Origin of the sequence: Escherichia sp. WS2035, from assembly GCF_046487065.1 — a bacterium.
In the GTDB taxonomy this organism is placed as follows: domain Bacteria; phylum Pseudomonadota; class Gammaproteobacteria; order Enterobacterales; family Enterobacteriaceae; genus Escherichia; species Escherichia coli.
Map to the genome: position 1 here is coordinate 63,734 of NZ_JBJQKD010000008.1, position 26,740 is coordinate 90,473.

General features: G+C 47.3%; 18 protein-coding genes. 4 read left to right on the forward strand and 14 right to left on the reverse strand.

The features are described from left to right. Nucleotides 1–68 precede the first annotated feature (68 nt). From uxuR to uxuA, 3 genes are all read right to left on the reverse strand, one after another. Nucleotides 69–842 carry a Uxu operon transcriptional regulator gene (uxuR, locus tag ACJHX4_RS14655; RefSeq protein ID WP_000833684.1) on the reverse strand — a complete coding sequence of 258 codons (774 nt, stop codon included), beginning with the start codon at nucleotides 840–842 and terminating at the stop codon, nucleotides 69–71. A gap of 214 nt (nucleotides 843–1,056) precedes the next feature. Beyond that, entirely contained in the window at nucleotides 1,057–2,517 is a 1,461-nt protein-coding gene (locus tag ACJHX4_RS14660; RefSeq protein WP_000208180.1) for a fructuronate reductase, read from the reverse strand. Nucleotides 2,518–2,597: 80 nt separating this feature from the next. Continuing rightward, nucleotides 2,598–3,782, reverse strand: a complete 1,185-nt coding sequence (uxuA, locus tag ACJHX4_RS14665) for a mannonate dehydratase (RefSeq protein WP_000438571.1) — start codon at nucleotides 3,780–3,782, stop codon at nucleotides 2,598–2,600. A gap of 341 nt (nucleotides 3,783–4,123) precedes the next feature. Between uxuA and gntP the strand changes: the two genes are divergently transcribed. Next, a complete protein-coding gene (gntP, locus tag ACJHX4_RS14670) occupies nucleotides 4,124–5,467 on the forward strand; it encodes a gluconate permease GntP (protein WP_000558242.1) in 1,344 nt (447 codons plus the stop codon). Nucleotides 5,468–5,709: 242 nt separating this feature from the next. Here gntP and fimH read toward each other — a convergent pair whose 3' ends face one another. From fimH to fimB, 9 genes are all read right to left on the reverse strand, one after another. Then, nucleotides 5,710–6,612, reverse strand: a complete 903-nt coding sequence (gene fimH / locus ACJHX4_RS14675) for a type 1 fimbria D-mannose specific adhesin FimH (protein ID WP_001531278.1) — start codon at nucleotides 6,610–6,612, stop codon at nucleotides 5,710–5,712. Between the two features lie 19 nt (nucleotides 6,613–6,631). Beyond that, nucleotides 6,632–7,075 carry a fimbrial protein gene (locus ACJHX4_RS14680; protein ID WP_077897989.1) on the reverse strand — a complete coding sequence of 148 codons (444 nt, stop codon included), beginning with the start codon at nucleotides 7,073–7,075 and terminating at the stop codon, nucleotides 6,632–6,634. A 72-nt stretch (nucleotides 7,076–7,147) separates the two neighbouring features. Then, nucleotides 7,148–7,678: a type 1 fimbria minor subunit FimF gene (gene fimF / locus ACJHX4_RS14685; RefSeq protein ID WP_001244821.1), complete on the reverse strand. Its 531-nt coding sequence runs from the start codon at nucleotides 7,676–7,678 to the stop codon at nucleotides 7,148–7,150. 9 nt (nucleotides 7,679–7,687) lie between these two features. Next, nucleotides 7,688–10,324, reverse strand: a complete 2,637-nt coding sequence (fimD, locus tag ACJHX4_RS14690; protein WP_001531276.1) for a fimbrial usher FimD — start codon at nucleotides 10,322–10,324, stop codon at nucleotides 7,688–7,690. A 65-nt stretch (nucleotides 10,325–10,389) separates the two neighbouring features. Further along, entirely contained in the window at nucleotides 10,390–11,115 is a 726-nt protein-coding gene (fimC, locus tag ACJHX4_RS14695; RefSeq protein ID WP_000066559.1) for a type 1 fimbria chaperone FimC, read from the reverse strand. A gap of 36 nt (nucleotides 11,116–11,151) precedes the next feature. Beyond that, the gene (locus ACJHX4_RS14700) at nucleotides 11,152–11,691 is read right to left on the reverse strand and encodes a fimbrial protein (RefSeq protein WP_077249425.1); all 540 of its coding nucleotides are present in this window, start codon (nucleotides 11,689–11,691) and stop codon (nucleotides 11,152–11,154) included. A gap of 64 nt (nucleotides 11,692–11,755) precedes the next feature. Beyond that, nucleotides 11,756–12,304 carry a type 1 fimbrial major subunit FimA gene (fimA, locus tag ACJHX4_RS14705; RefSeq protein ID WP_001531274.1) on the reverse strand — a complete coding sequence of 183 codons (549 nt, stop codon included), beginning with the start codon at nucleotides 12,302–12,304 and terminating at the stop codon, nucleotides 11,756–11,758. Between the two features lie 480 nt (nucleotides 12,305–12,784). Beyond that, nucleotides 12,785–13,381, reverse strand: a complete 597-nt coding sequence (gene fimE, locus ACJHX4_RS14710; protein WP_000044708.1) for a type 1 fimbria switch DNA invertase FimE — start codon at nucleotides 13,379–13,381, stop codon at nucleotides 12,785–12,787. A 477-nt stretch (nucleotides 13,382–13,858) separates the two neighbouring features. Beyond that, entirely contained in the window at nucleotides 13,859–14,461 is a 603-nt protein-coding gene (fimB, locus tag ACJHX4_RS14715; RefSeq protein ID WP_000790574.1) for a type 1 fimbria switch DNA invertase FimB, read from the reverse strand. 1,463 nt (nucleotides 14,462–15,924) lie between these two features. Between fimB and nanC the strand changes: the two genes are divergently transcribed. From nanC to ACJHX4_RS14730, 3 genes are all read left to right on the forward strand, one after another. Further along, the gene (gene nanC / locus ACJHX4_RS14720; protein ID WP_001531273.1) at nucleotides 15,925–16,641 is read left to right on the forward strand and encodes an N-acetylneuraminic acid outer membrane channel NanC; all 717 of its coding nucleotides are present in this window, start codon (nucleotides 15,925–15,927) and stop codon (nucleotides 16,639–16,641) included. A 19-nt stretch (nucleotides 16,642–16,660) separates the two neighbouring features. Beyond that, nucleotides 16,661–17,767, forward strand: a complete 1,107-nt coding sequence (nanM, locus tag ACJHX4_RS14725) for an N-acetylneuraminate epimerase (protein WP_001531272.1) — start codon at nucleotides 16,661–16,663, stop codon at nucleotides 17,765–17,767. A gap of 64 nt (nucleotides 17,768–17,831) precedes the next feature. Further along, nucleotides 17,832–18,812, forward strand: a complete 981-nt coding sequence (locus tag ACJHX4_RS14730; RefSeq protein WP_000338790.1) for a sialate O-acetylesterase — start codon at nucleotides 17,832–17,834, stop codon at nucleotides 18,810–18,812. A gap of 137 nt (nucleotides 18,813–18,949) precedes the next feature. Here ACJHX4_RS14730 and ACJHX4_RS14735 read toward each other — a convergent pair whose 3' ends face one another. Continuing rightward, nucleotides 18,950–21,181, reverse strand: a complete 2,232-nt coding sequence (locus ACJHX4_RS14735) for a hypothetical protein (protein WP_001531271.1) — start codon at nucleotides 21,179–21,181, stop codon at nucleotides 18,950–18,952. Beyond that, a complete protein-coding gene (locus ACJHX4_RS14740; RefSeq protein WP_001531270.1) occupies nucleotides 21,178–25,893 on the reverse strand; it encodes a hypothetical protein in 4,716 nt (1,571 codons plus the stop codon). The genes ACJHX4_RS14735 and ACJHX4_RS14740 overlap by 4 nt, the downstream gene beginning before the upstream one ends. Between the last annotated feature and the right edge of the window lie 847 nt (nucleotides 25,894–26,740).

Here is a 26,740-nt window from a genome sequence, read left to right on the forward strand (position 1 = left end):
AACATAATTAACTATTCAGGGAACATACATAGTGCAAAGCGGTTAAACTTTGCACCAGAAATGAGGGATCAGGCGTCGACTTTATCCAGCGGCCATGAATCAAACAGATAGCCATCGAAATAGATGTCATCAACATTAGAGAACTCCAGCAAGCGCTGCTTCACATTCTCCAGATGCTGCCACATTGCCAGCTTCGCCGCTCGGGCATCTTTTTTGATTAACGCGGCGAGGATCTGTTTGTGATCGCCCAACCACTCTTTGCGATACAGGCTGTCATCCAGGTGGCTGTGCAACTGGATCCACATTGGATTGTTTTCCCGCCACTGCCAGGACTGACGGAATAACTCCACCAGCATGCTGTTATGCGTTGCTTCGGCAATAGCGAGATGGAACTGCATGTCACCGCTTTCGCTGCTGCCCGGCGCGCTGGAAGCCAGTTCACGCTCTTCCAGTTGCAATGCCTGGCGCATTTTGACGATATCTTCGCGGGTAGCCTGCAGGGCGGCAAACTCGGCGATGTTACTTTCCAGTAACTGCCGCGCCTGTAACAGCTCAAAAGGACCGGCATCGTTGCAGACGTTGGCATCCGGACTGTCTGCGTTGTGGCTGCCTGAGCTATCAAGAACATAGATACCTGCACCCCGACGCACTTCCACCAGCCCTTTGATCTCCAGCATGATCAGCGCTTCACGTACCACCGTCCGCGTGACATCAAGCATTTCTGCAATTTCACGCTCCGGTGGCAGCCGTTCGCCAGGATTGTACGGCGTCTTTATGATCAGATCGCGGATCATCGCCCCGACTTCCTGGTAAGGTCTTTGCGCAGAGGTGGCAGATTTCATGGTGTTGTGTCCGTTAGGTGCGGTTAATCAAATTTTTTCCGGATGCGGCGTGAACGCCTTATCCGACCTACAACGGGCAATTTTACGGCACCCGTTAAGCTCAAACTATACCATTAGCACTGGATGTTGGCACGTACAGGTGGGCAAAAAAACGAAAACTGGTCAACCAAATATTAGTTTGATTGACCAGTAAGTCTGTAGGGTAATCAGTTAGTTACAGCGCAGCCACACACTCGCGCGCACCGCGCTCACACAGCTGCTGATATGCCGCCGTCACCGCGCCAACAAAGTCGGCGTTCTGCGGCAGATCATCGGCAAAGATACCGCTCAGGCCCAGCAGTGCTTTCACGCGGTCTGCACCCTGATACTGCGCGTTGATCTTCTGGAACTCCGCCAGCATCGGGTCAACCACGTCAATGGCATTACCCTGCTCATCCACGCCCTGGGTGTAGCGCATCCAGCCCGCCACGCCCAGCGCCAGGTGACGCCAGCTGCCGCCGTTTTGCAGGTGCAGACGCACAGGGTCCAACAGACGCTGCGGTAACTTCTGGCTGCCGTCCATTGCAATCTGCCAGGTACGGTGACGCAGAGACGGGTTGCTGAAACGCTCGATCAGCAGCGTCGCATAGGCGTTCAGGTCCGTACCTTCCGGCATCGACAGCGTTGGCGCTTGTTCCTGCATCATCAGGGCAAAGGCCGCTTTGCGATAAGCCGGGTTAGTCATGGTGTCGGCAATAGTTTCATAGCCGCCGAGGTAACCGAGGTACGCCAGGAAAGAGTGGCTACCGTTCAGCATACGCAGCTTCATCATTTCGAACGGTACAACATCCGCAACAAACTGCGCGCCGACTTTATCCCAGTCCGGACGACCATTAACGAAGTTATCTTCAATTACCCACTGACGGAACGGTTCGCAGGCAATGGCGCACGGGTCGTAAACACCCAGCTGGTCGGCAATTTCCTGTAAGGTTTCTGGCGTCGCCGCCGGAACGATGCGGTCAACCATGGTGCACGGGAAGGTGACGTTCTCTTCAATCCATGCCGCCAGTTGCGGGTCACGCGCCTGAGCCAGCCCAAGAACGGCAACCTTCGCCACATGACCGTTTTCACGCACGTTATCGCAGGACATCACCGTAAACGCTTTCAGCCCTTTTTCACGACGCAGACGCAGGGCTTCTACGATGTAACCAATCGCAGACTTCGGCGCAGTCGGGTTTTCCAGATCGTGCTTGATCAGCGGGTTATTGAGATCCAGCTGACCGCTTGCCGCATCAGCGCAGTAGCCTTTTTCCGTGACCGTCAGAGAGACAATCGCCGTCTGCGGACGCGCCATCGCGTTGAGAATACCTTCGCAACCGTCGATTTCCGGATGCAGCGCTTCTTTCATCGAACCGATAATTTTCAGCTCGGTGCTTTCCGCGCCTTTTTCCGCCACGGTGTACAGCAGTTGCTGTTTTTTCAGGTTTTCGATCAGCACGCGGTCGTTGCCTGGCATCAGGTTAACTTCGCAGATACCCCAGTCGCTGTCGGTACTTTCCAGCAGATGATGGGTATACAGCGCCTGGTGCGCGCGGTGAAACGCCCCGCAACCGAGATGCACAATGCGTGATTCCAGACGAGAATGATCCCATGACGGGCGGGCAACCGGCAGATTGCTGTCAACAATAGTAGTCATCGTAAACTCCAGAATCCGTCTTCAGAGAGTGACGGCAAGGAAGAAGGAACCGGCACGGCGCGCAGCCATGCCGGTGGATATTAACGGCTAAAGAAAGCGCGCTGGATCGCCAGTTCGACACCGCGAACTTCGGCCAGGCCTTTCAGACGACCAATTGCGGAGTAACCAGGATTGGTTTTCTTCTTCAGGTCGTCCAGCATCTGATGACCGTGGTCCGGACGCATCGGGATCAGGTCTTCTTTGCCTTCAGCTTTACGACGGTGTTCTTCTTCAACAATCGCTTTCACCACTTCGTACATATCAACGTCACCGTTCAGGTGCGCCGCTTCGTGGAAGGTTTTCGGGTTATCTTCACGCATGGTGGAGCGCAGATGGGTGAAGTAAATACGCGGACCGAACTGCTTGATCATATCAACCAGATCGTTGTCAGCACGCACGCCGTAGGAACCGGTGCACATGGTGAAACCGTTCGCCATGCTGTTTACGGTATCAACCATCCACTGCATATCTTCAATGGTGGAAACAATGCGCGGCAGGCCGAGGATCGGGCGCGGCGGATCGTCCGGGTGAACAGCCATACGGACGCCAACTTCTTCGGCAACCGGAATAATGGCTTTCAGGAAGACAGCAAAGTTTTCGCGCAGTTTGGCTTTGTCGATATCTTTGTACAGCTCCAGGTGCTTACGGAACTGGTCGAGGGTATAACCTTCTTCCGCGCCCGGCAGACCGGCGATGATGTTACGGGTCAGACGCGCTTTGTCTTCGTCGCTCATGGTAGCGAAGCGAACTGCTGCCTGAGCAATTTCTTCTTCGGTGTAATCCGCTTCTGCGCCTGGACGCTTCAGGATGTGCAGTTCAAATGCTGCAAATTCGATCTGGTCGAAACGCAGCGCTTTGGAGCCGTCTGGCAGCACGTATTCGAGGTCAGTACGAGTCCAGTCGAGCACCGGCATGAAGTTGTAGCACACGGTGCGAATGCCGCACTGCGCCAGGTTGCGCAGAGTCTGCTGATAGTTAGCGATCCACTGCTCATAGTTGCCGGTGTGGGTTTTGATATCTTCGTGAATTGGCACGCTTTCTACGACAGACCATACCAGGCCTGCGTCTTCAACGATCGCCTTGCGTTTGAGGATCTCTTCAACGGACCATACTTCGCCATTCGGGATATGGTGCAGCGCGGTAACCACGCCAGTTGCGCCCGCCTGACGGACATCAGCTAAAGAAACCGGATCGTTTGGGCCGTACCAGCGCCAGGTCTGTTCCATGATTTTTCCTCTTTCACATAGTGGGTTCAACAGCGAAGAGACGCGGAACCCCGGAGTTGTTTAGGTATCCGGATGAACAACCCGGCCACAGCCGTAGCGTCGCATCGGATGAGATGGCGTATAAGTTCTACCTTTTGGTAAGACATGTCAACCCGAATTCTAAAATTGGTTAACCACATCACAAGAATTTTACTCTCACGGTTGTTGCTGCAAATTGCAGCAAAGGGTAATCGATGGTTATTGATCAGAGGATGTGACATTCACCGCAACAATGGTTGACCAATTTACATAACATGTCGCCCAAAATAACAACGGTTCAACCAGGTAAAAGGTAAAACGTTATGCATGTGCTTAACATTCTCTGGGTGGTATTCGGCATTGGCCTGATGCTGGTACTGAATTTGAAGTTCAAAATCAATTCGATGGTGGCTTTGTTGGTGGCGGCGCTGTCCGTCGGGATGCTGGCCGGTATGGATTTGATGTCGCTGCTGCACACCATGAAAGCAGGTTTCGGCAACACGCTGGGGGAACTGGCGATCATCGTGGTGTTTGGTGCGGTCATCGGTAAATTGATGGTCGACTCCGGCGCTGCTCACCAGATAGCGCATACCCTGCTGGCACGTCTCGGCCTGCGCTATGTTCAGATATCAGTGATTATCATCGGACTTATTTTTGGTCTGGCGATGTTCTATGAAGTGGCCTTTATTATGCTGGCGCCGCTGGTGATCGTAATTGCCGCCGAAGCCAAAATACCGTTCCTGAAACTGGCTATTCCGGCAGTAGCGGCGGCCACCACCGCACATTCACTGTTCCCTCCGCAACCGGGTCCGGTGGCGCTGGTGAATGCTTACGGCGCAGATATGGGGATGGTTTATATCTATGGCGTCCTGGTGACTATTCCCAGCGTAATCTGTGCGGGACTGATCTTGCCGAAATTCCTCGGCAACCTTGAGCGCCCGACACCGTCATTTCTGAAAGCGGATCAACCGGTTGATATGAACAACCTGCCCTCTTTTGGTGTCTCGATTCTGGTGCCGCTGATCCCGGCGATCATTATGATCTCCACCACCATCGCCAATATCTGGCTGGTAAAAGATACCCCTGCCTGGGAAGTGGTTAACTTTATCGGTTCCTCGCCGATTGCAATGTTTATTGCGATGGTGGTTGCATTCGTACTCTTTGGTACCGCGCGTGGTCATGACATGCAGTGGGTGATGAACGCTTTTGAAAGCGCGGTGAAGAGCATTGCAATGGTGATTCTGATCATCGGTGCGGGTGGCGTGCTGAAGCAGACCATCATCGACACCGGCATTGGTGACACCATCGGCATGTTGATGTCCCACGGCAATATCTCGCCCTACATTATGGCATGGCTGATCACTGTGCTAATTCGTCTGGCGACGGGTCAGGGTGTCGTTTCGGCGATGACCGCCGCCGGGATTATCAGTGCTGCAATCCTTGATCCAGCAACTGGTCAGCTGATTGGCGTGAATCCGGCGCTGCTGGTGCTGGCGACGGCTGCGGGTTCCAACACCCTCACCCACATTAATGATGCCTCATTCTGGCTGTTCAAAGGTTACTTTGACCTGTCAGTAAAAGACACGTTGAAAACCTGGGGTCTGCTGGAGCTGGTCAACTCCGTGGTTGGGCTGATTATTGTGTTGATTATCAGCATGGTAGCGTAAAAGAGCACCAGAGCCTGCCATTGGCAGGCTCTGACTGATGACAAAGTCTAAAAATGTGCCCGGCCAGTCCCCTCGCCCCTCCGGGGAGAGGGTTAGGGTGAGGGGAACAGACCAGCAAAGTGCGCTTTGTTTATGCCAGATGCGACGCTGACGCGTCTTATCTGGCCTACAAAGGGCTAACGTGCAGGTTTTTAGCTTCAGGCAATATTGCGTACCTGCATTAGCAATGCCCTGTGATTTCTTTATTGATAAACAAAAGTTACGCCAATAATCGATTGCACATTCCCTGCAGTCACCTGCCCTCCGGTACGTGCGTAATTTGCCGTTAATCCCAGACTTACCGCCGAAGTCCCTACTACTCCTAACGATACCGTGTTATTCGCTGGAATAATCGTACCGTTGCGCGTCAACTGTACGCCGACGCCCTGCGCTGGTGAAAACGACGCGGTATTGGTGAAAATCGAGTTGCCCGCATCTGCGGTTGTGCCGGAGAGGTAATACCCCAGGTTTTGGCTTTTCGCACAATAAACGGTAAGAGGAATCGGCACTGAACCAGGGTAGTCCGGCAGAGTAACGGTGACATCACGAGCAGAAACATCACAGCCGCCAGTAGGCACCACCACATCATTATTGGCGTAAATATTCCACACAAACTGGAAATCATCGCTGTTATAGTTGTTGGTCTGTCGCAAAATTAGCACGGCAATTAATGAGCCAGCTTTAATCGCCACTCCCCCCGCACTGCTCACAGGCGTCAAATAAAGCGCCACCGGCCACGGCTTATCCGTTCTCGAATTATAAACAACCCGCGGCGTTTCGCTGGTAGTAGGGAAAGGATAGCTACTGCCATTATATTTTACGGTCCCGGAAAAATTAGATAACACGCCGCCATAAGCCGAGCCTCGTTGCAGTGTGACATAATCTGTAATGGTTTCCGGGTAATCGTTATGGCAAAAGATTTGCGTCGAAAGATCCACGACCAGGTTTTGCCCCACATTCACGGCAGGCGCAAGGTTTACATAAACATTGGCGCTGCCACCGCCAATAGGGATTGCGGTACCATTGGCGGTTTTACAGGCGAATGACCAGGCATTTACCGACCAGCCCATCAGCAGTACAGCAAACAGGGTAATAACTCGTTTCATTACAATCATCTCTTTGGGTTCAGCTGTAGGTATAGGTAATGCTAATCACTGCCTGAATGGTTCCCTGAGTGGCTCCGCCATTTACCGTCAATGCTCTGACCTGTAACGGGAAGTGCGCTGATTGTGAGGAATCATCCACCTGAACTGTTTTGGTTGCGCCAGTATTCAATGTGTTGCCACTGTCATCCTGTAGCTCTAACTGGATGTTTTGCGCGGTCCCCTGATTTTTATAATATCCGGTACTGTCGGCTGCCCCGCTGAAGCTGGCAGTGACCCTCGACGTTCCCACCGGACAATTAGTCAACTCAAGCGCAACATCATGCCAGGCCGATGCCGCCCCGGCAGACATCAGACTGAAAGAATAAAGATCGCCGAGATCAACCGTGGCATTGGTGGTGGAAACCGTACACGGTTTGGCGACGACCTTACCGTTCACCGTGATGGTGACATCGGCTGCCTGTATCGTCGCACTTGCGAACGCCAACATTGCCGCCAATAAATACCCACGTTTGCGCCATTTCATGAGCATCTCCAGTTACTGATATTCAAGAGTGAAGGTAGCCGTGGCATTGATATGCCCCGCAGTGACAGGCACCTGTGTCGCCATTAGCCGGGCGTAAAAATTCAACGTATTTGGTTTACCCGGCGTCAGGGTCGTCCACGAAATCGCGGACGATGGGGCATTAAGGGGTATCTCATTTTGCTGCTCATTCAGAAGCTGTATTCCCAGTCCCGCAGCCGCTGACACCGTATTTTCAAGTGCAAGCAGGTTGGCATTGTGGCTATCTGCAACGCCAGTAAACCCAACCTTTACGGCAGAAACAGCGTTACCACAGGGTGACAGCAAAATACGAAATGGAACGACAGGAGTCGTCGCGCCAATGTTGTTAAATTGCTTCGCCGCGTTTTCCATCAAATCAACAGTAAAATTGGTTGATTCAGCGGCCACACTACAGCCGTTATCTCTGACATAGCCGCGGATAGTAATCGTGCTATCCGCAGCCAAAGCGTGACTCACCGCCAGCCACAAAAAAGCGCACAGAAGATAAAAAGGTTTGTTTCTCATCACGCCCCCTTAACGACATTCAGCTGATAGCTGGGTTAATAACTGCTGCTGACTCTCTGGTGGCAGTTGATAATTGGCGACACAGTGAGCATTTTCCTCTTCTCCCCATTTCACCTGAACTTTTCCCGCTAAAGGCATTCCGCTGAGGTAAACCTGACCATTATCCGCAACAATGCCGCTACTCTGGCTACTCTCTGATGTCACCATCGCCCCAAACGGCAGCGGCTTATTATTGTGGGTTAGCGTCATGAGCAGTTTTATCCCAACGCGCGCTTTAAACTCTGCTCGCACGATCGCCCCACGGGTGGGAACAACGTTAGCGACCGCATTATCTAAATCGACGTTATCAGCCAGGGTATTGGTATCCAGCGCCACTCTGTTTTCCCGATATTCAGTGGCATATGGCAGCACGGCATAACCCCGCCAGTCGGTACGCACTCCTGTCTGGTTTTCGACTTTTGCATCTTTTGCGCCAGGCGCTTTAACAAGCACCACCGTATCGTTTAACGGCTGCCCCAGCGTTACGCCATTGGCATGAGCCAGTACCCCACCGCTGACTCCGTAATAGAGCTGCTTAATATCATCGCTATGGCTGTAACCGATGTTGGCATTGCCGTAGCCACCGCGATAATTCAGCGTGGCGTAGCCTGTACTTCCGCTATTTCCATCGCCTCCCCCGACATAACCGGTTTGCACGCTATAGCTGAGGTTGTTGTCTTCCAGCAACGTACCGTATACACCGGCCAGATTGGTCATCCGACCGTTGAGATCGTGTGACATGCTGTAGCTGGCACTGGCATGTCGCCACTGAGATTTACTGTCAGAACGCAGCCAGTGGCTGAAAGGAATATTGACGTTAAGAGCTAACATCTGATCCCGTCCTTTTTGCCAGGCGTTTTTCGTCAGGCTATAGCTGAGCGTCCAGTTAATATCTTCGAACGCAGTATTTAATCCAGCCTGGAATTGCTCATCGACATTACTCGTTCCCCAATAAGTTTGATGGCTACCACTCAAATACAGTGTTGATGTGCGCCCGAGTTGCTGAGTAACGGTGAGTTGTAATTTCCCGCGTTTGTTATAAGCGAGATTGTAATAGTCGGTGAATTTCGGCTTAACCTGAATAACACCATCCTGTGTTTCGATGTTGTAGCCATTCATTCGACTGTATGTTGTATCAGCGAAATTAAAATACCCACTGGTCGAATAACGGTAACCCACTAACTGAATATTCGTGCCTGACTCATTGAGCGATTTGTTATAAAGAAAACGCACCGATTGTCCGTCATGCTGACTGTCATCGGGAAGTGTGGAATTAGCCTGCGTCATATCCACAGACAGAGCGCCCAGTGCCCCCATATTTTTCCCGATACCGAAATTAAACGCACGATAACGATCCGCCAGTTGCGTTCCACCATATATTGTCCAGCCAGCCGGAAGGCCGTGGAGTAATGTACTCTGGAAAAAGCGGGGTTTTTCCTGTTGCGCATTTCCACTACGGTATTCTCCTGCCGTAATGGAATAACGTGTATGCCCTTCACGTTGCAAAAGCGGGACTGACGAATAGGGTACGGTAAAAATCTGCGTGCTGCCGTCAGCCTCTTTAATCGTTACCTGCAAGTCACCACTATTACCTGCGGCATAGATATCGTTGATGGTAAAAGGCCCCGGTGGCACCGTACTATTATAAATGTCATACCCATTTTGTTTAATAGTGACCTGTGCGGTACCACGAGCAATACCGTGGATCACCGGGGCAAATCCTCTTTGGCTATCGGGTAACATATTGTCATCTGAGGCCAATTGTGCGCCGCGAAAGTTAATACCATCGAAAATATCGCCCTGAGTATAACCATCACCCAGCGTCAGCCGGGAACGTAACGGAATTATGTCTCGCTCAAGCCAGGTATTGATATGCTGCCATTTATTTTTGCTACCTGATGAACTGTCGCTACTGTTATAACTCCAGGTGGTATTGTCGCGTAAACGCCACGCACCAATATTTAACCCACTCTGTAGGTTTAAATATGCATAATGGCTGTTACCCCCAATTCGATTCTGTACACTATTTCCGCTGAAATTATAATTGAGCAATCCGGCATTAATACCGGGATCCCATAACTCAGGAGGAATATAACCACGCGCGCGATTACTCATAAATGCCTGAGGGATCGTCAGGTTGAGTCGCTGCTGACCCACATCCAGTTGCGCAGTAGCGTCATGGATCATTGAGGTTAATGGCACGCAGGCATCATCCGCCAGCAGATTCATACCGGAGACAGAAGCCGTATTCAGCCCCATACTGGCAAGTTGCGCGCGTGTCAGGCAGGGAACAATCCCTTGTTCGCTGTCGCCCGTATTAAATGTGACATCACGCGTTGCCATATAACCATTATTCAAATAGATATCAACACGATACGTCCCTGGCGGTAATTCTTGCCCATTTTCAAAACGCGATAAATCAGCCACAGCCTGGGGATCATCCGCTAAAAAACGCGGGTTAAAATAGAGTTCGGCAGATGACAAAGGTGCCTGTGCGGTAAAAGCACAGGCAACAAAGAGTCGGACAAAAAAACCAGCCAAACGATGCCTACGAATATGCAAGCATTGTGTGTTTCGCTGGTAAAGTCTTAAATTCAGATATGACATTATTCCTCCGGTTTAAATCACCCGGCAGTCAATTCTTTTTATTCAGGCGAAAAAATCCCCCTGCGTTATTCCATTACGCCCGTCATTTTGGGGGTAAGTGCGCCATAATCATTTATTGTTCGGTAAGTAATATTGCTTCCTGCATCAGAAGGCAATTTAACCGCGCTTTCGCCCATTGGAGGCACCAATGCATTTTCAAGAACCCGAGTTCCGGCATTCAACTCTGTTACCGTCAGGTAATAGGGTGTCGGGTTAATCAGCGTCAGAGAATTCGCGCTACGACGAAATCTTAATTTTTCTGCGGCCTGATCGGGTGGCAACGCTAATTTAGCCGGACGATAGTACAGTTTAATGCGGCTGATAATTGCGAGCTGTAGCGTATTCTCAGTCAATTTTGATTTATCCATTGACGGAATCGCTTTAACATTCATCCAGAATAAACTTTCCCGATCCTGTGGTAATTGGTTATTTGTTGCATCAAGAATACGCAAGGTATTCTCTTTTTTTCCTTTCATCGCAAACAGAGGTGGCGTCACGATAAAACGGCCATCCTTTACACCATCGGCATTTTCTACCCATGATTGAATTAAATAGGTGCTATTTTCATCATTATTTGTCACGGCAAGTTGCACTTGTTTTTGCCCTGCCGGATAAATTACGCGAGTCGCACCTAAGGCCACTCCCGCTTCAGCGCGTCCGGCAACCATCATTGCCATGAACATCAGGATACCTGCCAGCAAGCAGAATGTTATTTCCTGCGATTTCCTTACATTGACGTTTTTATTACTCACTGTCCTGTTCCTGTTATCACATTATCTGCTGAACAATTACTGATAGGTTAAAGAGAACCAGGCCTGGGCATTGGCGATGCCGCCAGTAACCCGACGCCCGGTAGCACGATATTTGGCGATGAAATGTAGCGAAGTAGAGCCTGAGTAAAGCCGTTTCCAGTTTACTGGAGGACGATTAATCGGTACGAGGTTTCCTTCATCATCAAACAACGCTACGCCAATATTGGTGGCTATCCCTGGCCCCTCTCCCACGGAAAGCACATCCGGATTTTTACCATCCGCGACACCGTGAAACGCCACACCCACACGTTCACTCACCACCGTGCTACATTCCCGTAAATGAATAACAAAAGGCACCGGTGCGCTATCTTCCCCTACCGCATGAAACCGGTTACTGCTGATTTGCCCCATATTGACCGTCATTTGTTTATCACCGGCTTCAATCCGGCAAGCTTCCGCAATAATGACGCCCTGAAATTGCATATTTCCGCCGGGCAGCGTGGTATTCCATTTATTTCCGGCCAGAGCAAACATTGGCAGCAACGACGCTAACAGAAATAATCTCTTCCTTTTCATCGTTATTTTTATCGCACAAGGGTGGGCATCCCTGCCCGTAATGACGTCCCTGAACCTGGGTAGGTTATTGATACTGAACCTTGAAGGTCGCATCCGCATTAGCTGCGCCAGGGGTTGCGGCACCAATGGCATAATAACGCGCCTGGAACGGAATGGTGTTGGTTCCGTTATTCAGGGTGGTTTGTGCACTAAATGACGCACCATCCAAAGCCAACGCAGTCCCTGTTTTATCCAGGATCTGCACACCAACGTTTGTTGCGCTACCCGCAGCAGAACTTTGCAGAGCCAGTACGTTGGTATGATTCGTGTCAATTGTTGTACCTAAGAAGGCAACAGCAGCTTTGCTTGCAACATCGGTATCGCAATCATTCAGTTGAATGTTAAAACCGACAGCAGAGCTGGTCGCTCCATCCTGGTCCAGCGATGCGGTACGAACCTGTCCTAACTGAACGGTTTGATCAACAGAGCCTGCATCAACTGCGCAAGCGGCGTTAACAACTTCCCCTTTAAAGTGAACGGTCCCACCATTTACCGTCGTAGTATCGGCCAGAGCCGCTGCGGAACTGAGGGACAGAGCCGACAGAACAACGATTGCCAGAGTTTTAATTTTCATGCTGCTTTCCTTTAAAAAAACTATTTCTAAATCGACATGGGCAGTCGTTCTGTACACTTTGTTTTGTCAACGAGTTTGACTGCCAACACTGCACAGTTTTCCCCCAAAAGATGAAACATTTGGGGCCATTTTGACTCATAGAGGAAAGCATCGCGCACAAACTTTTTCAGTTTATTTGTTGGCTTAATGTTCTATAGTTATCTTTATTTGCAGTTTTTTATATTGTATGAGGTGGTTTTTGGAGAGAAGAATGAGGAAGTTGCGTCGAGCTACAGAAACGTTAGCTTTACATATAGCGGAGGTGATGTGAAATTAATTTACAAGAGAAATAATTTATATATCAAACAGTTAGATGCTTTTTGTCGTTTTTTAATATTTTTATGCTTGAGAAAAAATACGTAACTTATTTATGATATAGACAGTTTGGCCCCAATTGTCTTGTATTTATTTGTTTTTTAACTTTATTATCAATAAGTTAAATCAAGCTTCTTCTCTTTTTAATTTTTCGTTTATGAGATTATTTCTTTCCCATAATCCGGCAAAACGAGCAGCATTACTGGCGGTATAACGCACAGTATGGCGAATATTTCGATGCCCGAGATAATCCTGAATTAAACGGGTATCTGCACCACGCTCAGCCAGTTCATAACCACAAGCATGCCTTAACATATGAGGATGAGTCTGCGTTACGGTTCCAGCTTCAATACCGGCATCGCGAATAATGCGATAGGCCTGCTGGCGAGAAAGCCGACTCCCACGGCGAGAAATAAATATAGCGTCGGTCCGGTCAGCGCCTTTCCAGTTAGCACGTTCCTGGGTCCAGCGTTCCACGGCTTCACGCTCATCAAAACGTAACGGGTGAACGGTAGAAAATCCGTTCTTCAGTCGGCGAATATTTATTCGACCTTCATTAAGGTCAAGATCCTGATAATGCAGATCAAGCAGTTCACTAATACGCATCCCATGCCGATATGCCAACAGAATAAGACAATAATCTCTGGCTCCCGTTGCCCCGTAACACACCGCCTGCATCATGGCCTGAACTTCTTTACCGGTAAGATAACGACGTTTACTCACAATAGTAGTACTCCTGACTGAGATATATTTGAATGAATACCTATAGGAAACCTCAATCGGTCAAAATTAGCCCAATAGATAAAAAGATAACCACACCCGAAGTGATGTGGCTATCAGTCAATTACATTAAATATCATACAAAAATAAAATATCACTGATGTGACAACATCTATTTTCATTGATTTGATTCAATATAACAATAGATTGCAGTGGATTAACTTCCAGTTGCTTAAAAAATAAAGAAAAAAGTATGAAAACAGGCGAATTTAAGTGATGTGTAAATTTATGAATGATTTTGTTTATTTATTTTGAAGAACATAAACCATTGTATTTTGTATGGATATGGTTAACTTAATGTTTATTATGATAATTAAGAATCATACTTACAATAACATCAATTAATAAATGGTTAATCATTTTTGATATATCGTAAGAATAATGTAGTTTTTAACACCATCCCTGGTATCTCAACTATCTCTATAAAACAGCGTGACGCTGTCGTCCTCTGGCTCTATCCCAGATGCCGTAAAAACGCCCTGCATTGCTGGCGGTATACCAGACAGTATGACGAATATTGCGATGCCCAAGATAATCCTGGATAAGTCGCGTATCTATTCCCATATTCGCCAAAGCAAAACCACACGAATGGCGTAACATGTGCGGATGAATCTCCAGTGACAACCCGGCATTACCACCGGAAGTCGAGATAATATGGTAAAACTGTTGCCGAGAAAGTGGATTCCCCTTACGTGATAAAAATACCCACTCGCTCTCAGCATGCGGATAAGAAGTACGGATACTCAACCAGTTTTTTAAAGCCTGAATTTCTTTGTTCAATAGCGGGTGCGTTGTTGAAAAGCCTTTTTTTAATCGATGGATATATATACACTTTGCCTTAAGATCAATATCCGAAATCCTCAATCGGCAAATTTCACTCGCCCGGAAACCATGAATAAAACAAAGTAATGTCAGACAATAATTACGTGCAGCATGAGGCCCGGTATTTGCTGCTTTAAGGAGTGATTCGATTTCACTATGGGTCAGGAAGTTCCTTTTTTTGTTATCAGCCTTATTCTTCATCGTTTTCCCTTATAATTACAGACGCGCACTAGCTGTGCTGGGTTAGCAATAATCCAACATTTTAATCCTGATTATGTTTATAAAAGCGAACGTTTGCTTAATAACTAACGTAAGTGGACCAGTTCTTCTGAGTGAACTTAAATGGAGTAGCGATAGTTACTTATAATAACTTTGCCATACAAACGCCATGCTCTTGCATGCTATGTACCTTTATATATTTATCAATCTGATACGAATCGAATAATAACCCTCATCATTAATGCAACTAATCTTATCTATATATCATGTGATATGTTCTGTAACAAGTAAAATCAACATAAAAAATTCAGCAAAATTTAATATTTGTTCAACTAGCCGTCTCACATATGACATTATTAGTCAACTGCATTTGCCACAAAATGGCTATTTCATGGAACGCAGTAATTTCTTAGTGGCTATTATCATGCTAATGCTTAGGTCCCTAGCGATTATTCCTGCCTGGTTCGTCAGCTTACGCCATGAGATTGTTACATTCCTTTTTCAGACTGTGTATTTCCTGGAGATATGGGGGAACGCAGGAGACGCTTTTTCATCTACATTCGTTGGTAAATATGGCTTTGGTCACTGCGACTTAAATCTTCCTCAATCACAGCTATTCGCCGGGCGATACGGCAAACAAACTATCTGAAACATCATCCTGAAAACACCAACATCTACAAGCCTTTCCAGATCGACTTCAGGGGTGACCACTTACAAGCCAAAACCAGGAAACATATTTCATGATGAGAATTATGATCATCCTGATGGCGGGTAAACACTTGTTTTCACCACGCTCACTGAGTTAGCTTGCAAAGCTTCCCTTGTTTAGACCCTAAATAAATTTTTTATAAAACAAACTGTTAAAAGAAATCATTTAGTTTTTGAAGACCACCGCAAGTGTTCGTCTGGCTTCACATGGCATCTTCCTCTTAGAAAAAGATCGACATATTTTGTGACACGAATTGCAAATCTCGTTTTGTTGTATGGATTGCGTGATTTTTGATCTGGTATAACAGGTATAAAGGTGCACCGCGATAGTCAATGAGACAGGGCATCTCGCAATCTATGGCAAACATCACTTCAGTTCTTTCTCATCGGGTGATGAAAACGCACTTCAGTCTGAAAGGAATATGAAAATGAGATCAACAGACACTCTATTTTATGACTCTGGGTAAAATGGATTGAGTAAGTGATATAGCTTACGAACATTCAAATCAATTAAACATCAGAAGAGATTTTATACTCAGGTATTTAATCTGGTTCTCTGTTTATTTAAATAATGTGGAAAGAGAATTTTCACAGGAGACCTTATACAAAAAATATAAAATACAGCTACTCGTTGCCAAAGACACTATAAGCCTGGCAAAAAATATTACACAACATAAATGCTAATTGTTTATGCGGGCTTTGTATTGCTTTCTGTATCCTACAAATGAGTGAAATATATGAAAAAGGCTAAAATACTTTCTGGCGCATTATTACTGTGCTTTTCGTCACCACTGATTTCTCAGGCTGCGACACTGGACGTACGTGGTGGATATCGTAGTGGAAGCCACGCCTATGAGACTCGACTCAAAGTCAGTGAGGGATGGCAAAATGGATGGTGGGCAAGTATGGAAAGTAATACCTGGAATACCATTCATGATAATAAAAAGGAAAATGCCGCACTCAATGATGTTCAGGTGGAAGTTAATTACGCGATTAAACTTGATGATCAATGGACGGTGCGCCCGGGAATGTTAACGCATTTTAGCAGCAACGGCACACGCTACGGACCCTACGTAAAACTGTCCTGGGACGCGACAAAAGATCTTAATTTTGGCATTCGCTATCGTTACGACTGGAAAGCTTACCGACAACAAGACTTATCCGGTGATATGTCTCGTGATAACGTTCATCGTTGGGATGGATATGTCACTTACCATATTAATAGTGATTTCACCTTCGCATGGCAAACGACGCTATACAGCAAACAGAACGATTATCGCTATGCAAACCATAAGAAATGGGCGACGGAAAATGCATTTGTTCTACAATACCATATGACGCCCGATATTACGCCATACATAGAATATGACTACCTGGACCGTCAGGGTGTTTACAACGGCAGAGATAATTTATCGGAAAACAGTTATCGCATTGGTGTGTCATTTAAACTGTAGTAGACAGGAGACAGTCACAATGAATAAAACAATAACGGCGCTTGCTATCCTAATGGCTTCATTTGCCGCAAACGCGTCTGTATTACCGGAAACTCCTGTGCCATTTAAAAGTGGTACCGGAGTAATTGATAACGACACTGTCTACATTGGTTTAGGTAGCGCAGGTACGGCATGGTACAAGCTGGATACAAAGGCCAAAGATAAAAGATGGACAGCGTTAGCTGCATTCCCTGGCGGACCGAGAGATCAAGCAACCTCGGCATTTATTGATGGCAATCTGTATGTGTTTGGCGGCATTGGCAAAAACAGCGAGGGCTTGACTCAGGTATTTAATGACGTACACAAATACAACCCCAAAACCAATAGCTGGGTTAAATTGATGTCGCACGCGCCGATGGGCATGGCGGGCCATGTGACTTTTGTACACAACGGCAAGGCTTATGTTACTGGCGGTGTTAACCAGAATATCTTCAATGGCTATTTTGAAGATCTCAACGAAGCTGGAAAAGATTCAACCACTATAGATAAAATCAACGCCCACTATTTTGACAAAAAAGCAGAAAATTATTTCTTCAATAAGTTTCTGTTGTCTTTTGATCCCTCTACACAGCAATGGAGTTACGCTGGCGAATCTCCCTGGTACGGAACGGCTGGTGCGGCGGTTGTGAATAAAGGTGATAAAACCTGGCTTATTAATGGCGAAGCCAAACCAGGATTGCGAACGGATGCCGTATTTGAACTTGATTTCACCGGTAATAATTTAAAATGGAATAAGCTTGCTCCCGTCGCATCACCAGATGGCGTCGCTGGCGGTTTTGCAGGCATGAGCAATGACTCACTTATATTTGCCGGAGGGGCCGGATTCAAAGGTTCACGAGAAAATTACCAGAACGGTAAGAACTATGCGCATGAAGGCCTGAAAAAATCATATAGCGCTGATATTCATCTTTGGCATAACGGGAAATGGGATAAATCTGGCGAATTATCGCAAGGTCGGGCCTACGGAGTATCATTGCCCTGGAATAATAGTTTATTAATTATTGGCGGTGAAACTGCAGGCGGCAAAGCAGTGACTGATTCAGTTTTGATTTCTGTGAAGGATAATAAAGTCGCAGTACAAAACTAACGCTTCAGGGCCCCAGTAAAGGGGCCCTGCTACCAATTTGTCATTTCAATTACGCGAAAATTATATGGACGCAATAATATCGCCCGATTATTACTATGTTCTTACCGTTGCTGGTCAGTCTAATGCCATGGCGTATGGCGAAGGACTGCCATTACCGGACGGGGAAGATGCGCCTCATCCCAGAATTAAACAATTAGCGAGATTTGCGCATACGCATCCCGGAGGCCCGTCATGTCACTTTAACGACATTATTCCACTGACTCACTGCCCACACGATGTTCAGGATATGCTGGGTTATCACCATCCTCTGGCAACGAATCATCAAACACAGTACGGCACCGTTGGCCAGGCACTGCATATAGCACGGAAATTACTGCCCTTTATTCCTGATAATGCAGGGGTTCTCATCGTTCCGTGTTGCCGTGGCGGATCGGCTTTTACCGCGGGCAGCGAAGGGACATATTCAGAACGGCACGGAGCCAGCCATGATGCTTGTCGTTGGGGAACGGATACTCCGCTATACCAGGATTTAGTCAGCAGAACGCGAGCCGCACTGGCAAAAAATCCGCAGAACAAATTCCTCGGCGTATGCTGGATGCAAGGCGAATTTGACTTAATGACCAGTGACTACGCGTCACACCCTCAACACTTTAATCATATGGTTGAAGCCTTTCGTAGGGATCTAAAACAATACCATTCTCAGCTTAATAATATTACTGACGCACCGTGGTTTTGCGGCGATACCACCTGGTACTGGAAAGAAAATTTCCCTCATGCGTATGAAGTTATTTATGGCAATTATCAAAATAATGTTTTAGCCAATATTATTTTCGTCGACTTCCAGCAACAAGGTGAAAGAGGACTGACGAACGCGCCTGATGAAGATCCGGACGATTTAAGCACGGGATATTACGGTTCAGCGTACCGCTCACCGGAGAACTGGACGACGGCACTGCGAAGCAGTCATTTCAGCGCGGCAGCCCGTCGAGGGATTATTTCTGACAGGTTTGTAGAAGCAATTTTGCAGTTTTGGCGCGAAAGATGAGCGTTCATTAATTTGATTTATTCGCATCCATCAGCGCTTTTAACTCCTCCGGCGTTGAACTGCACCCCAAAAGTTGGACACCCAACTGAGTCGGTGGAGGAGTATTCGTGATTAAGGGGCGGAGATTATAGACCGTGTTAATTCTCAACCATCAATCGGGAAAGCTTAGCAAAAATCGAACTCTTACTACTTTCGCCGCTCCTGAGCATATCCAGGGTGAAGCTATTGAGGTAAGCACCAGTTAACGGGTGGTTAAATACATCGACGGCCTTACCTTGAGCATCCCATATCAGCAGATTTTCTACCAGCTTAGGCCGTGCAATAGTAGGATTTGTAGGCTGAGCATCGCTTACCAGAACAAACACTCCATTCTCATGCGGTTGCAGGTAAATATGGTGATGCTTCATCTTTTGAGTTTTGGTCAACGAGTCGTATTTCGAGCGGCCCGGTGATATCAGATAGGGCAGTACGTTTTGCTCCAATTTTGCTGAGCGGGTAATGGTATACCCGTTAAATTTGTCACCTTGACGCTCCGCTAGCGCTTTTTTTTGTTCCTGATAATCGTATGAATCGACGATATTAAATTGCGCCGGGCCAATCAGGCGCGGTACGCGGGAGCTGTTATAGGTGGTAAGCAGCACATCTGCTGTATGGTCGTAGAGATAGAAGCTTTTATCGAATAATTTCTTTAGTCGTCCCAGAGCTGGATGATCAACTAATAGATACTCGAATTCACCTTCGACGACCCCGGTATCAACCCCCCTAAGTTGGCCGTGATCTATTTTTAGTTCAACATACCCAAGCAGATGGATATTACTTTTCGTTTTGCGTACCGCATAAGCGGTATAGTGCCCGTTCGCCAATTCTGGCAGTGGTATGTTATGTTGATTGAGTAAGCTCTCTTTGAACCATAGCTCGGTTTTTGTTCGACGTACCTTACTTTTCAATAAGGTAACTGCTGACTTGAGACGACTGTGTGGTTTCGTAAGTTCGATTTCGTATTGCGCAGGGTTGCTTACCAATTGTTCATTAATAAAATCAATCGCATCCAGCAACTTACGATCAATGTTCATTCCTTGTAAAACCACAGGCAGCGGTTGCTGATTTAGCCACCCTTGCAAACGATCTAGCTTAAGCTTGGTATAAATATCCCAGTTGAGTTCAGGTTGTTTTCGGACGTCGGCAAAGGCTGCATAGAAATCATTGTACTCAACAGATTCATTCTCTTGCTGCCGGATGCTGTTGCTTCGTTCTTCATCTACCGCATTGAGTACAAGAATAGATGTATTGACAGGCAGCCCGGCAAATCTGGTTTGCTGAGAATGTTTAAGCGATGCCAGCGGCCAGAGTTTGTACCCGGGGAACTGGTTGGCTAATGCGTCAAAGAAATAAGCTTCTTGCGTGGCGCTGAATTCGACGCCGTTATTAACCACCAACAGCGTATTAGCCAGCTGTTGATCGAGGTCGGTAGCAAACTGATCGACCTCGTGTGTAGCCTGAAATGGGATAGGTTGATGGGGGATCTCTAGTTCACTGAGCCGCTCGCAGGCAGCATTCATGACCACGTTATAGGTATAGGCCTGGCATTCGCCATAGCCGCTGCGCTCACGAAAGAATTCCAGTTTGCTATCCCGGGCATCGAGTTTGCGCCGGGCTTTAAGCCGACGATTATCGATGTTAAACCACATGCTGATATCGTCCAGAGATAGATGCATCTCATCCGCCAGTTCGACCAGGAATTTTCGTTTGTGCAGGGTAAAGGCGAGCTCGTTATATTCTGATGCATAAATGTCGAGCTCAAAGGCTTCCATCACCCCGGTGCCTTTTTTTTGCGTGACGGGCTGACTCAGGCGAGCGTTAAGGTAAAGCGTTGAGTTGAAGTAAGTCGGCGATACCGAAAAGCGCTCACTGGCTTTTTCCAGCATTACCATTTTCAAATGCAGACTAAATAATCCCTGAATCAAGCGAGATAGGTCATAATTTTCAGCAGTGAGTTGCTGACAAAGCGTTTCAATACGTTCTGCCAACGTCCTGTGAACCGGGCTGTTCGGCGCAGTTGCAGGCGCCAGGAAAAAAAAGACGTGATGGTAATTTGGTAAGCAATGCAGTTCATATTTTACCTCCTGCCCGGCCTCCAGCCCAAGCTTCTGCCGCACGCAAGATTTTACCTCCTGATGAATTCGCGCATAGTAATCAGCGGATTTTTCTTTTCGCTCTTTAGTAAAGCGCTGAACCATAAAGTCTATCGTATAGATATTAGATACAGGGACCAATAGACGCTGGATGGTCGTCAGCTGATCTTCTTCAAGCTTGATCAAATTGGTTCGGGCAATCGGAGTATCCGTCAGTTCATTCAAATTAGGGATCATGAGACTTTTCCTTTAGTCGGCAACTTTTCTACACCCAGCAGGGTTAGTAACATTGGGTTAATGTCCAATGTCATGCTCAGTTTCGAGTTTTCCTGAGCTCGCCCGCTCTCTCTATTTTTGGGCTGATAGTACTGGTAGTCGGTTTGCAACAGGTTAAGGTAGTGGATCGTGTGATCCACGTTATCTTGCCACATCAGATTATTGGGGTTCTGGCTGTAGGCGACGTTCAGATAGATAAATCGAATACGCTCATAATGGCCTGCCAGTGCCGTCTGGATCTGTTTCTGCCCCTCTGTATCCGCCTTTTGGCTGGTGATATTACGGATCTCGCGAATCTTGTTGTTGCTTTTCTCAAGCGTTTCTTCTGCCCGCGTTAAATCATCCAACTGCGTCGCCCAGCGTTTAACGTCGATGCAGAGCAGGTCGTTACCCACTTCAATAAAGCGGTCAAAAAACTCATATACTAGCGGTTCAAGGCGTTCAAACACCCGTTGATCAGAAAGTGGGGTAACGCCATAGCTTTTTAGCACTTTATCGAAGAGATATTCACCGACATTGCCTTTGAGCAACGGAACTAGCCTGGGGTTGGGTACCCATTTTTTGAATGCCGTTTCCTGGATGTTGTCACATTCACGAATCAACTCACCGACCAGGTTGCCGGGGGTAAAATCGACATCGTTTCTATACTGCGGAAAGAGGGTGAGCTCAGGCCGGTACTCTCTTGCGCCGCCAGCGAAATCCGACAGGGCGGCATAATCTCTGTGGACAAGTCCATCCGGGCCGCGTTTGTGGCAAAGTAAAATAGTTTGGTTGCCCTGATGGCGGTCGATAAACAGGGCGTGGTGGATTGATTGCATTTGCCGATTGGCGGCATACAAGGAATTAGCCTGAAGTTTTTCCAGCCAACGCATGGGATCGGTAAAGGAGTCAGAATCGCGGAATAAATTACACAATTCGAGATATTCAAGGTTGCCGGCGCGTACCTGATTTATCCAGTCGGTTTTCAGGACTCGCTTATGAACAGCATCGATGCGGCGACCATTTTCTACGATGGCCTGTTCAAACGCATACCGCTGTTCTGCATCACTAAATGACTGGTTCTGACTCAGCTTTTCGCACTCCTCCATTAGGCGGTGGTTAAGCAAGGACATGCTTTCTGATACTACCTCGTTACCGCTATCTTCACTGAGAGCGGCGAACTGGAATGCAACATTACGGAACACATCGCGGGGTAAAAAGATTTCTGTTTTCAATAGAGTGTCACGACGCTCGACTCGCCCTACGGCCTGCACGACGACTTTGAATAAGCTCATATCATGTTCGGCTATTAACAGGCGATAGTTTTCGCCGTGGGCGAAATTGACGTTGAAATCGGCCAGCTTGTGGACGGTAATATCGTCATCGGCGTAGTGTTTAAGCACGGTAACGTAGTTAGGTAATGTATTGAGGTTGCCGCTGTTGTCCTTTACTTCGCTGTAAAACGAGGAGTTGATGAGTACTAAGCGCTCAAAATCGACATCCAGACGTGGTGCATTGATATCATTAAGATCGCCGTCATGGTATTTAACAAAGTAGTTGAGGCCGGTGCCTGCACTTTTGTAGCTGCTCATAAATACCAGTACGGTATTGCTGTCCTGGAGATAGGTTTCTTGCCTGATATCTTCGACATTGGCCAGTGGTGAATCGAAAAAGACCAAATGGACTGTGTGACGCCCTTTGAATGGGGTAAAGGTCAGGATCTGGTCATGTTTCTTATCATTATCCGTTTTTTCATCGCACCGGGAGCGCATACCGTACTGCTGACGCCAGGCTGATTGATGAGTGCGCCAGGCGCTGATAAAGGCCCGCTTAAATGTCCCTGAAAGTGACAAAATCAGGCTGTTTTTACCCTCCCAGGCGGCAAGCAGTAACGCTTCCAGTTCCCGCTGGTACTGACGCCGTTTATAGGTATTTTTCAGGTCGTATTCCAGCGGTTTCTTCAGCGCGTCGAAAAAGTTGTCATACGTCCTGCGATAGAGCTCACAATTTTGGTAGATATCGGTCAATTTTAACTGCTTATCATCGAACACCCTGAAGTCGACGTTGCGGATACTGGCTCTCAACTTGCGTAGTGCTCTAAGCGTATCGATATCTGTTTTTTTGCGTTCAACGACTCGATAGCCAAGATCACGACTATAACGCGCCAAGAATTGACGATTGAAGTTACCGTTTTTGGTGTGGCTAAAACCGCTGGTGGCGCTAAGCCCAATTACTTTATTGTGCGTGCTGGTTAATAAACGCAGCAGCATGGCTTCGGGCAACTCTTGTATCAGATCCATCTCGAACGCCAGGATAATTGTGCGCTCGGCTCCGCTGTTCACGTAATTGAGTTCAGCTATCGGCGTCATCGTGAATACGGTTTTGGGTTGCAGGTAAGTATAGAAATGATCAATCAACAAGTTTTCATCGGTGGTGCGATCGAAGATGTGGCGTACCACGCCAGCTACGTTATTGGCTGCGTCAACAAACTGGCCCAAAGGGGTATTCTGGCTGCTGGAGTTATCCTGGCCGCCATTCTTTACCCAGCGCTTAAAGTGTCGGTTGGTGATATCAGAACAGGCGGCGAGGATGACGGAGACCAACTGGAACAGATCGTGCAGGGTGGGATTGGTGTCGCTGGCATCATTTTCGACTTCGTAATACAGCTCGGTGCGCGTTATGTCGCCTTCGCTGTTGCGCATACGAATGCGTTTCAGCCCCTCTTCATTGACGTACATTTTGGGGTTAAAGCTGAACACGTTCCGGGTGATTGAGATGATGCGTTCAGCGGCGTCGCCGTTGACTTCAAATGCCCCTAACTGGTCGCGAAACATCTCCAGTATCGATCCCAGCGTTGTGCCGGGTGATAGTTCGCACTTTTCTGCCAGTAAATGGCGCAGAGTCGTGATGAATTTGACCATCTCTTGTTCAAAGGTCGTTTGCGATTCTTTGGGCTTGTTCCGGCGCTCAAGGCTGAGTACCGCGTTGTAAATACGTCCCGCGACAGAGATAACGTGCGCCAGGTTGTTTTCCTGTGTGATCAGCTTTACATGGCATGTTTCTTCAAGGCGAGTGTAGGCTTCATGTAGTTCATCAATGATCACCGTAAAGCGAATATTTTTCTTGCGAAAAGGACAATCTGGATTGTGTCTGAAGTGTTCGTCACGAAGATAGGCAACCTGCCCGGTATGACCGGCTGCCGCAACGGCGCTAATCTGTGGATCTTTGGGAGTCAGCTTACCACCAACCAGCAAGTCGAAACCTACGGACTCAAAACGCACGCCTTCGCCTCGCTGGCGAGGCACCAGTCGGTAAGTTGATGTGTCGAACTTATTCGTGGTCATTAATAGCACCGACGGGCGGTACTGGCAAACTTCGAAAGGCAATACCTGTTTGATAAGCTCGAAATAGACTTCGTGTACGCTTATCTTAGGTTCAGGCTTCCCTGGTTTTCGTGCTGTCTCCGCGTTTTGCATTCGCTCTTGGCGCGCCTGGAGCCCGCGACGAATGTACTCTTTAATGGAAGTTTTTTCACTATCTGGTCCAAATAGTAATTTACAGGCTGACTCAATCGTATTGCGGATACTGTGACGACAGTTTTTTAGCTGCTCTTCGATAATTTCTCTTTCGTAGTTGGTATCCTGAGAACCGTATGTTGTCAGCTTTTTTAACTGCTCTTCACAGCGATCAATTTGTGAAACATGATAATTGAGCGAACGCATAGCGCCGCCGATATATTTGCTACCTTTTGCACCTTCGTACCACTGAATATAGCGGTCGCGGTTTTTCAGGCCAGAGGCCCAGTCCATAAAGTCGAGATCGGCAATATCCTTACGAGAGAGAACGCAAATGAATTCGCCGCCAGCAGCCAGAATTTTGTCTTTCTGGCTGCTGTCCAGGTCGATTTGTGATTTTTGCGGCGACATGAACAGCAGGTTGGTAAAGCCACCTTCGGGAAACAGATCATCTGACTTTCGGTTTTTGGCGAAACGCTCCAGATATTCGACATACCCTTGAATTACGCCATAGCTTTTGCCGAATCCCGTGCCATCGGAACTGAAGATGACCTCAGCACCATCACATTCATGCACGTGGTAAAGTTGAGAGACTTGGGCACGGCAAGCGTTAATATCTTCAACCAGCGTTATGTCAGGAATTTGCCTGGAGATGAGATCTTGCAGATTATTATTTATAGTTATCTCTCCAACACGCTCACACTCACGGTAACTATTGATGGTTATTTGGCCACTATCGATCAGAAGCTTTTCTATCTGCATGGAGGAAAGATGCAAGGCTTTTGCAATTTCATTGATAGTATTGGACAGTGGTTCGTGTGGATTGCTATTCGTGAAGTGGTTTAGTGCTGCTGCAACGGTATCTGGATGCAATGCTTTTCTGAGAGAGGGAAAGGTGAGGCTGTAATCGTATAGCGCCAAATCATTGTTTATCAGACAGCGAAACAGCTGTTTAGTGGGATCGCCTCCAGGACGGCTGGCAAATCCCAGGATTTTTGCCTGTTCGAGTCGATACAACAATGCTGCGGCATCGCGATCAGGTGAGTCAAATGCATCGTGAAGCTGCTGGCTAAATGGCATTGTGGCATTCAGCCGGTTATGGCTGACCAACGCGGAAAAGTGCTGACGTACCAAGGTAAGCAGCTTACAATCTTCCTTTATAGTCCAGCTTTTTCTCATTCTTCTTCCCCTTAATATAAATGCACCTGCAACCACTCAGCCAAACGCTCAACGTCAAAAAACCGTAATCCATACTCCCACGCCAAAAACGTCTTCGATAAATATTCATCATATTTTCGAGGCACTTTTCAGCGATGCTCTTGGCAAGACGGGACTCAGGGGGTAAGCATCTGCTTAATTTCCCGAGCGTGTTTTTTCAATTTCAACTACGGCACAACAATATGAACGCACATCTCTTCATCGCCTGATCAAAGTAGCTGCCAACTATTTTTCGCCTCAACATTGATGTTTTTTTACTAACGATTTCGACTACCTTCCGAAGCGACCACAACAAATAAAATATTGGTTACATATCAGTCTTATATCACCGGAGCAAGTTGACTTTTGATAAGCTATTTCAAGATATTAATAGCTGATCATGCTTCCCCAAATTGCTTACTTATAGCAAAGTCATATAGCATAAACTGAAGGGCGAATTGTTAAATCATACCGTGACTGAGCTGAAGAACAAGCATAAAAATTATATCATTTACATAGCTTATGTATTTTAGTTAAATAATAAATAGGCAGTATACAATCCAATTCAACAGCCGAGTTCAAGCGATTAATTTTTTAATGAGCTTATCAAGCACGAGCAGCGATACCAGCAAATCCACTTAGTTGCTGGAAGATTATGAGTCCTTCAACACATAGCAGATTATCTCCGCCGTTGGTAGAGAACCGTTCACCGTTGTTAGCCCACAGTTATAAATTTATATTAATGACTTGAAGAATCTATCTTGGGTAGAGCATCAACATTACTTATTCTAAACCACGTTACACATGATCTCCGGGGCAGCGAAGTCAT

Excerpts from the sequence above, each read along its gene's own strand:
- uxuR (WP_000833684.1), bottom strand. The coding sequence starts at position 842 with ATGAAATCTGCCACCTCTGCGCAAAGACCTTACCAGGAAGTCGGGGCG.
- ACJHX4_RS14660 (WP_000208180.1), bottom strand. The coding sequence starts at position 2,517 with ATGACTACTATTGTTGACAGCAATCTGCCGGTTGCCCGCCCGTCATGG.
- uxuA (WP_000438571.1), bottom strand. The coding sequence starts at position 3,782 with ATGGAACAGACCTGGCGCTGGTACGGCCCAAACGATCCGGTTTCTTTA.
- gntP (WP_000558242.1), top strand. The coding sequence starts at position 4,124 with ATGCATGTGCTTAACATTCTCTGGGTGGTATTCGGCATTGGCCTGATG.
- fimH (WP_001531278.1), bottom strand. The coding sequence starts at position 6,612 with ATGAAACGAGTTATTACCCTGTTTGCTGTACTGCTGATGGGCTGGTCG.
- fimF (WP_001244821.1), bottom strand. The coding sequence starts at position 7,678 with ATGAGAAACAAACCTTTTTATCTTCTGTGCGCTTTTTTGTGGCTGGCG.
- fimD (WP_001531276.1), bottom strand. The coding sequence starts at position 10,324 with ATGTCATATCTGAATTTAAGACTTTACCAGCGAAACACACAATGCTTG.
- ACJHX4_RS14700 (WP_077249425.1), bottom strand. The coding sequence starts at position 11,691 with ATGAAAAGGAAGAGATTATTTCTGTTAGCGTCGTTGCTGCCAATGTTT.
- fimA (WP_001531274.1), bottom strand. The coding sequence starts at position 12,304 with ATGAAAATTAAAACTCTGGCAATCGTTGTTCTGTCGGCTCTGTCCCTC.
- fimB (WP_000790574.1), bottom strand. The coding sequence starts at position 14,461 with ATGAAGAATAAGGCTGATAACAAAAAAAGGAACTTCCTGACCCATAGT.
- nanC (WP_001531273.1), top strand. The coding sequence starts at position 15,925 with ATGAAAAAGGCTAAAATACTTTCTGGCGCATTATTACTGTGCTTTTCG.
- nanM (WP_001531272.1), top strand. The coding sequence starts at position 16,661 with ATGAATAAAACAATAACGGCGCTTGCTATCCTAATGGCTTCATTTGCC.
- ACJHX4_RS14730 (WP_000338790.1), top strand. The coding sequence starts at position 17,832 with ATGGACGCAATAATATCGCCCGATTATTACTATGTTCTTACCGTTGCT.
- ACJHX4_RS14735 (WP_001531271.1), bottom strand. The coding sequence starts at position 21,181 with ATGATCCCTAATTTGAATGAACTGACGGATACTCCGATTGCCCGAACC.
- ACJHX4_RS14740 (WP_001531270.1), bottom strand. The coding sequence starts at position 25,893 with ATGAGAAAAAGCTGGACTATAAAGGAAGATTGTAAGCTGCTTACCTTG.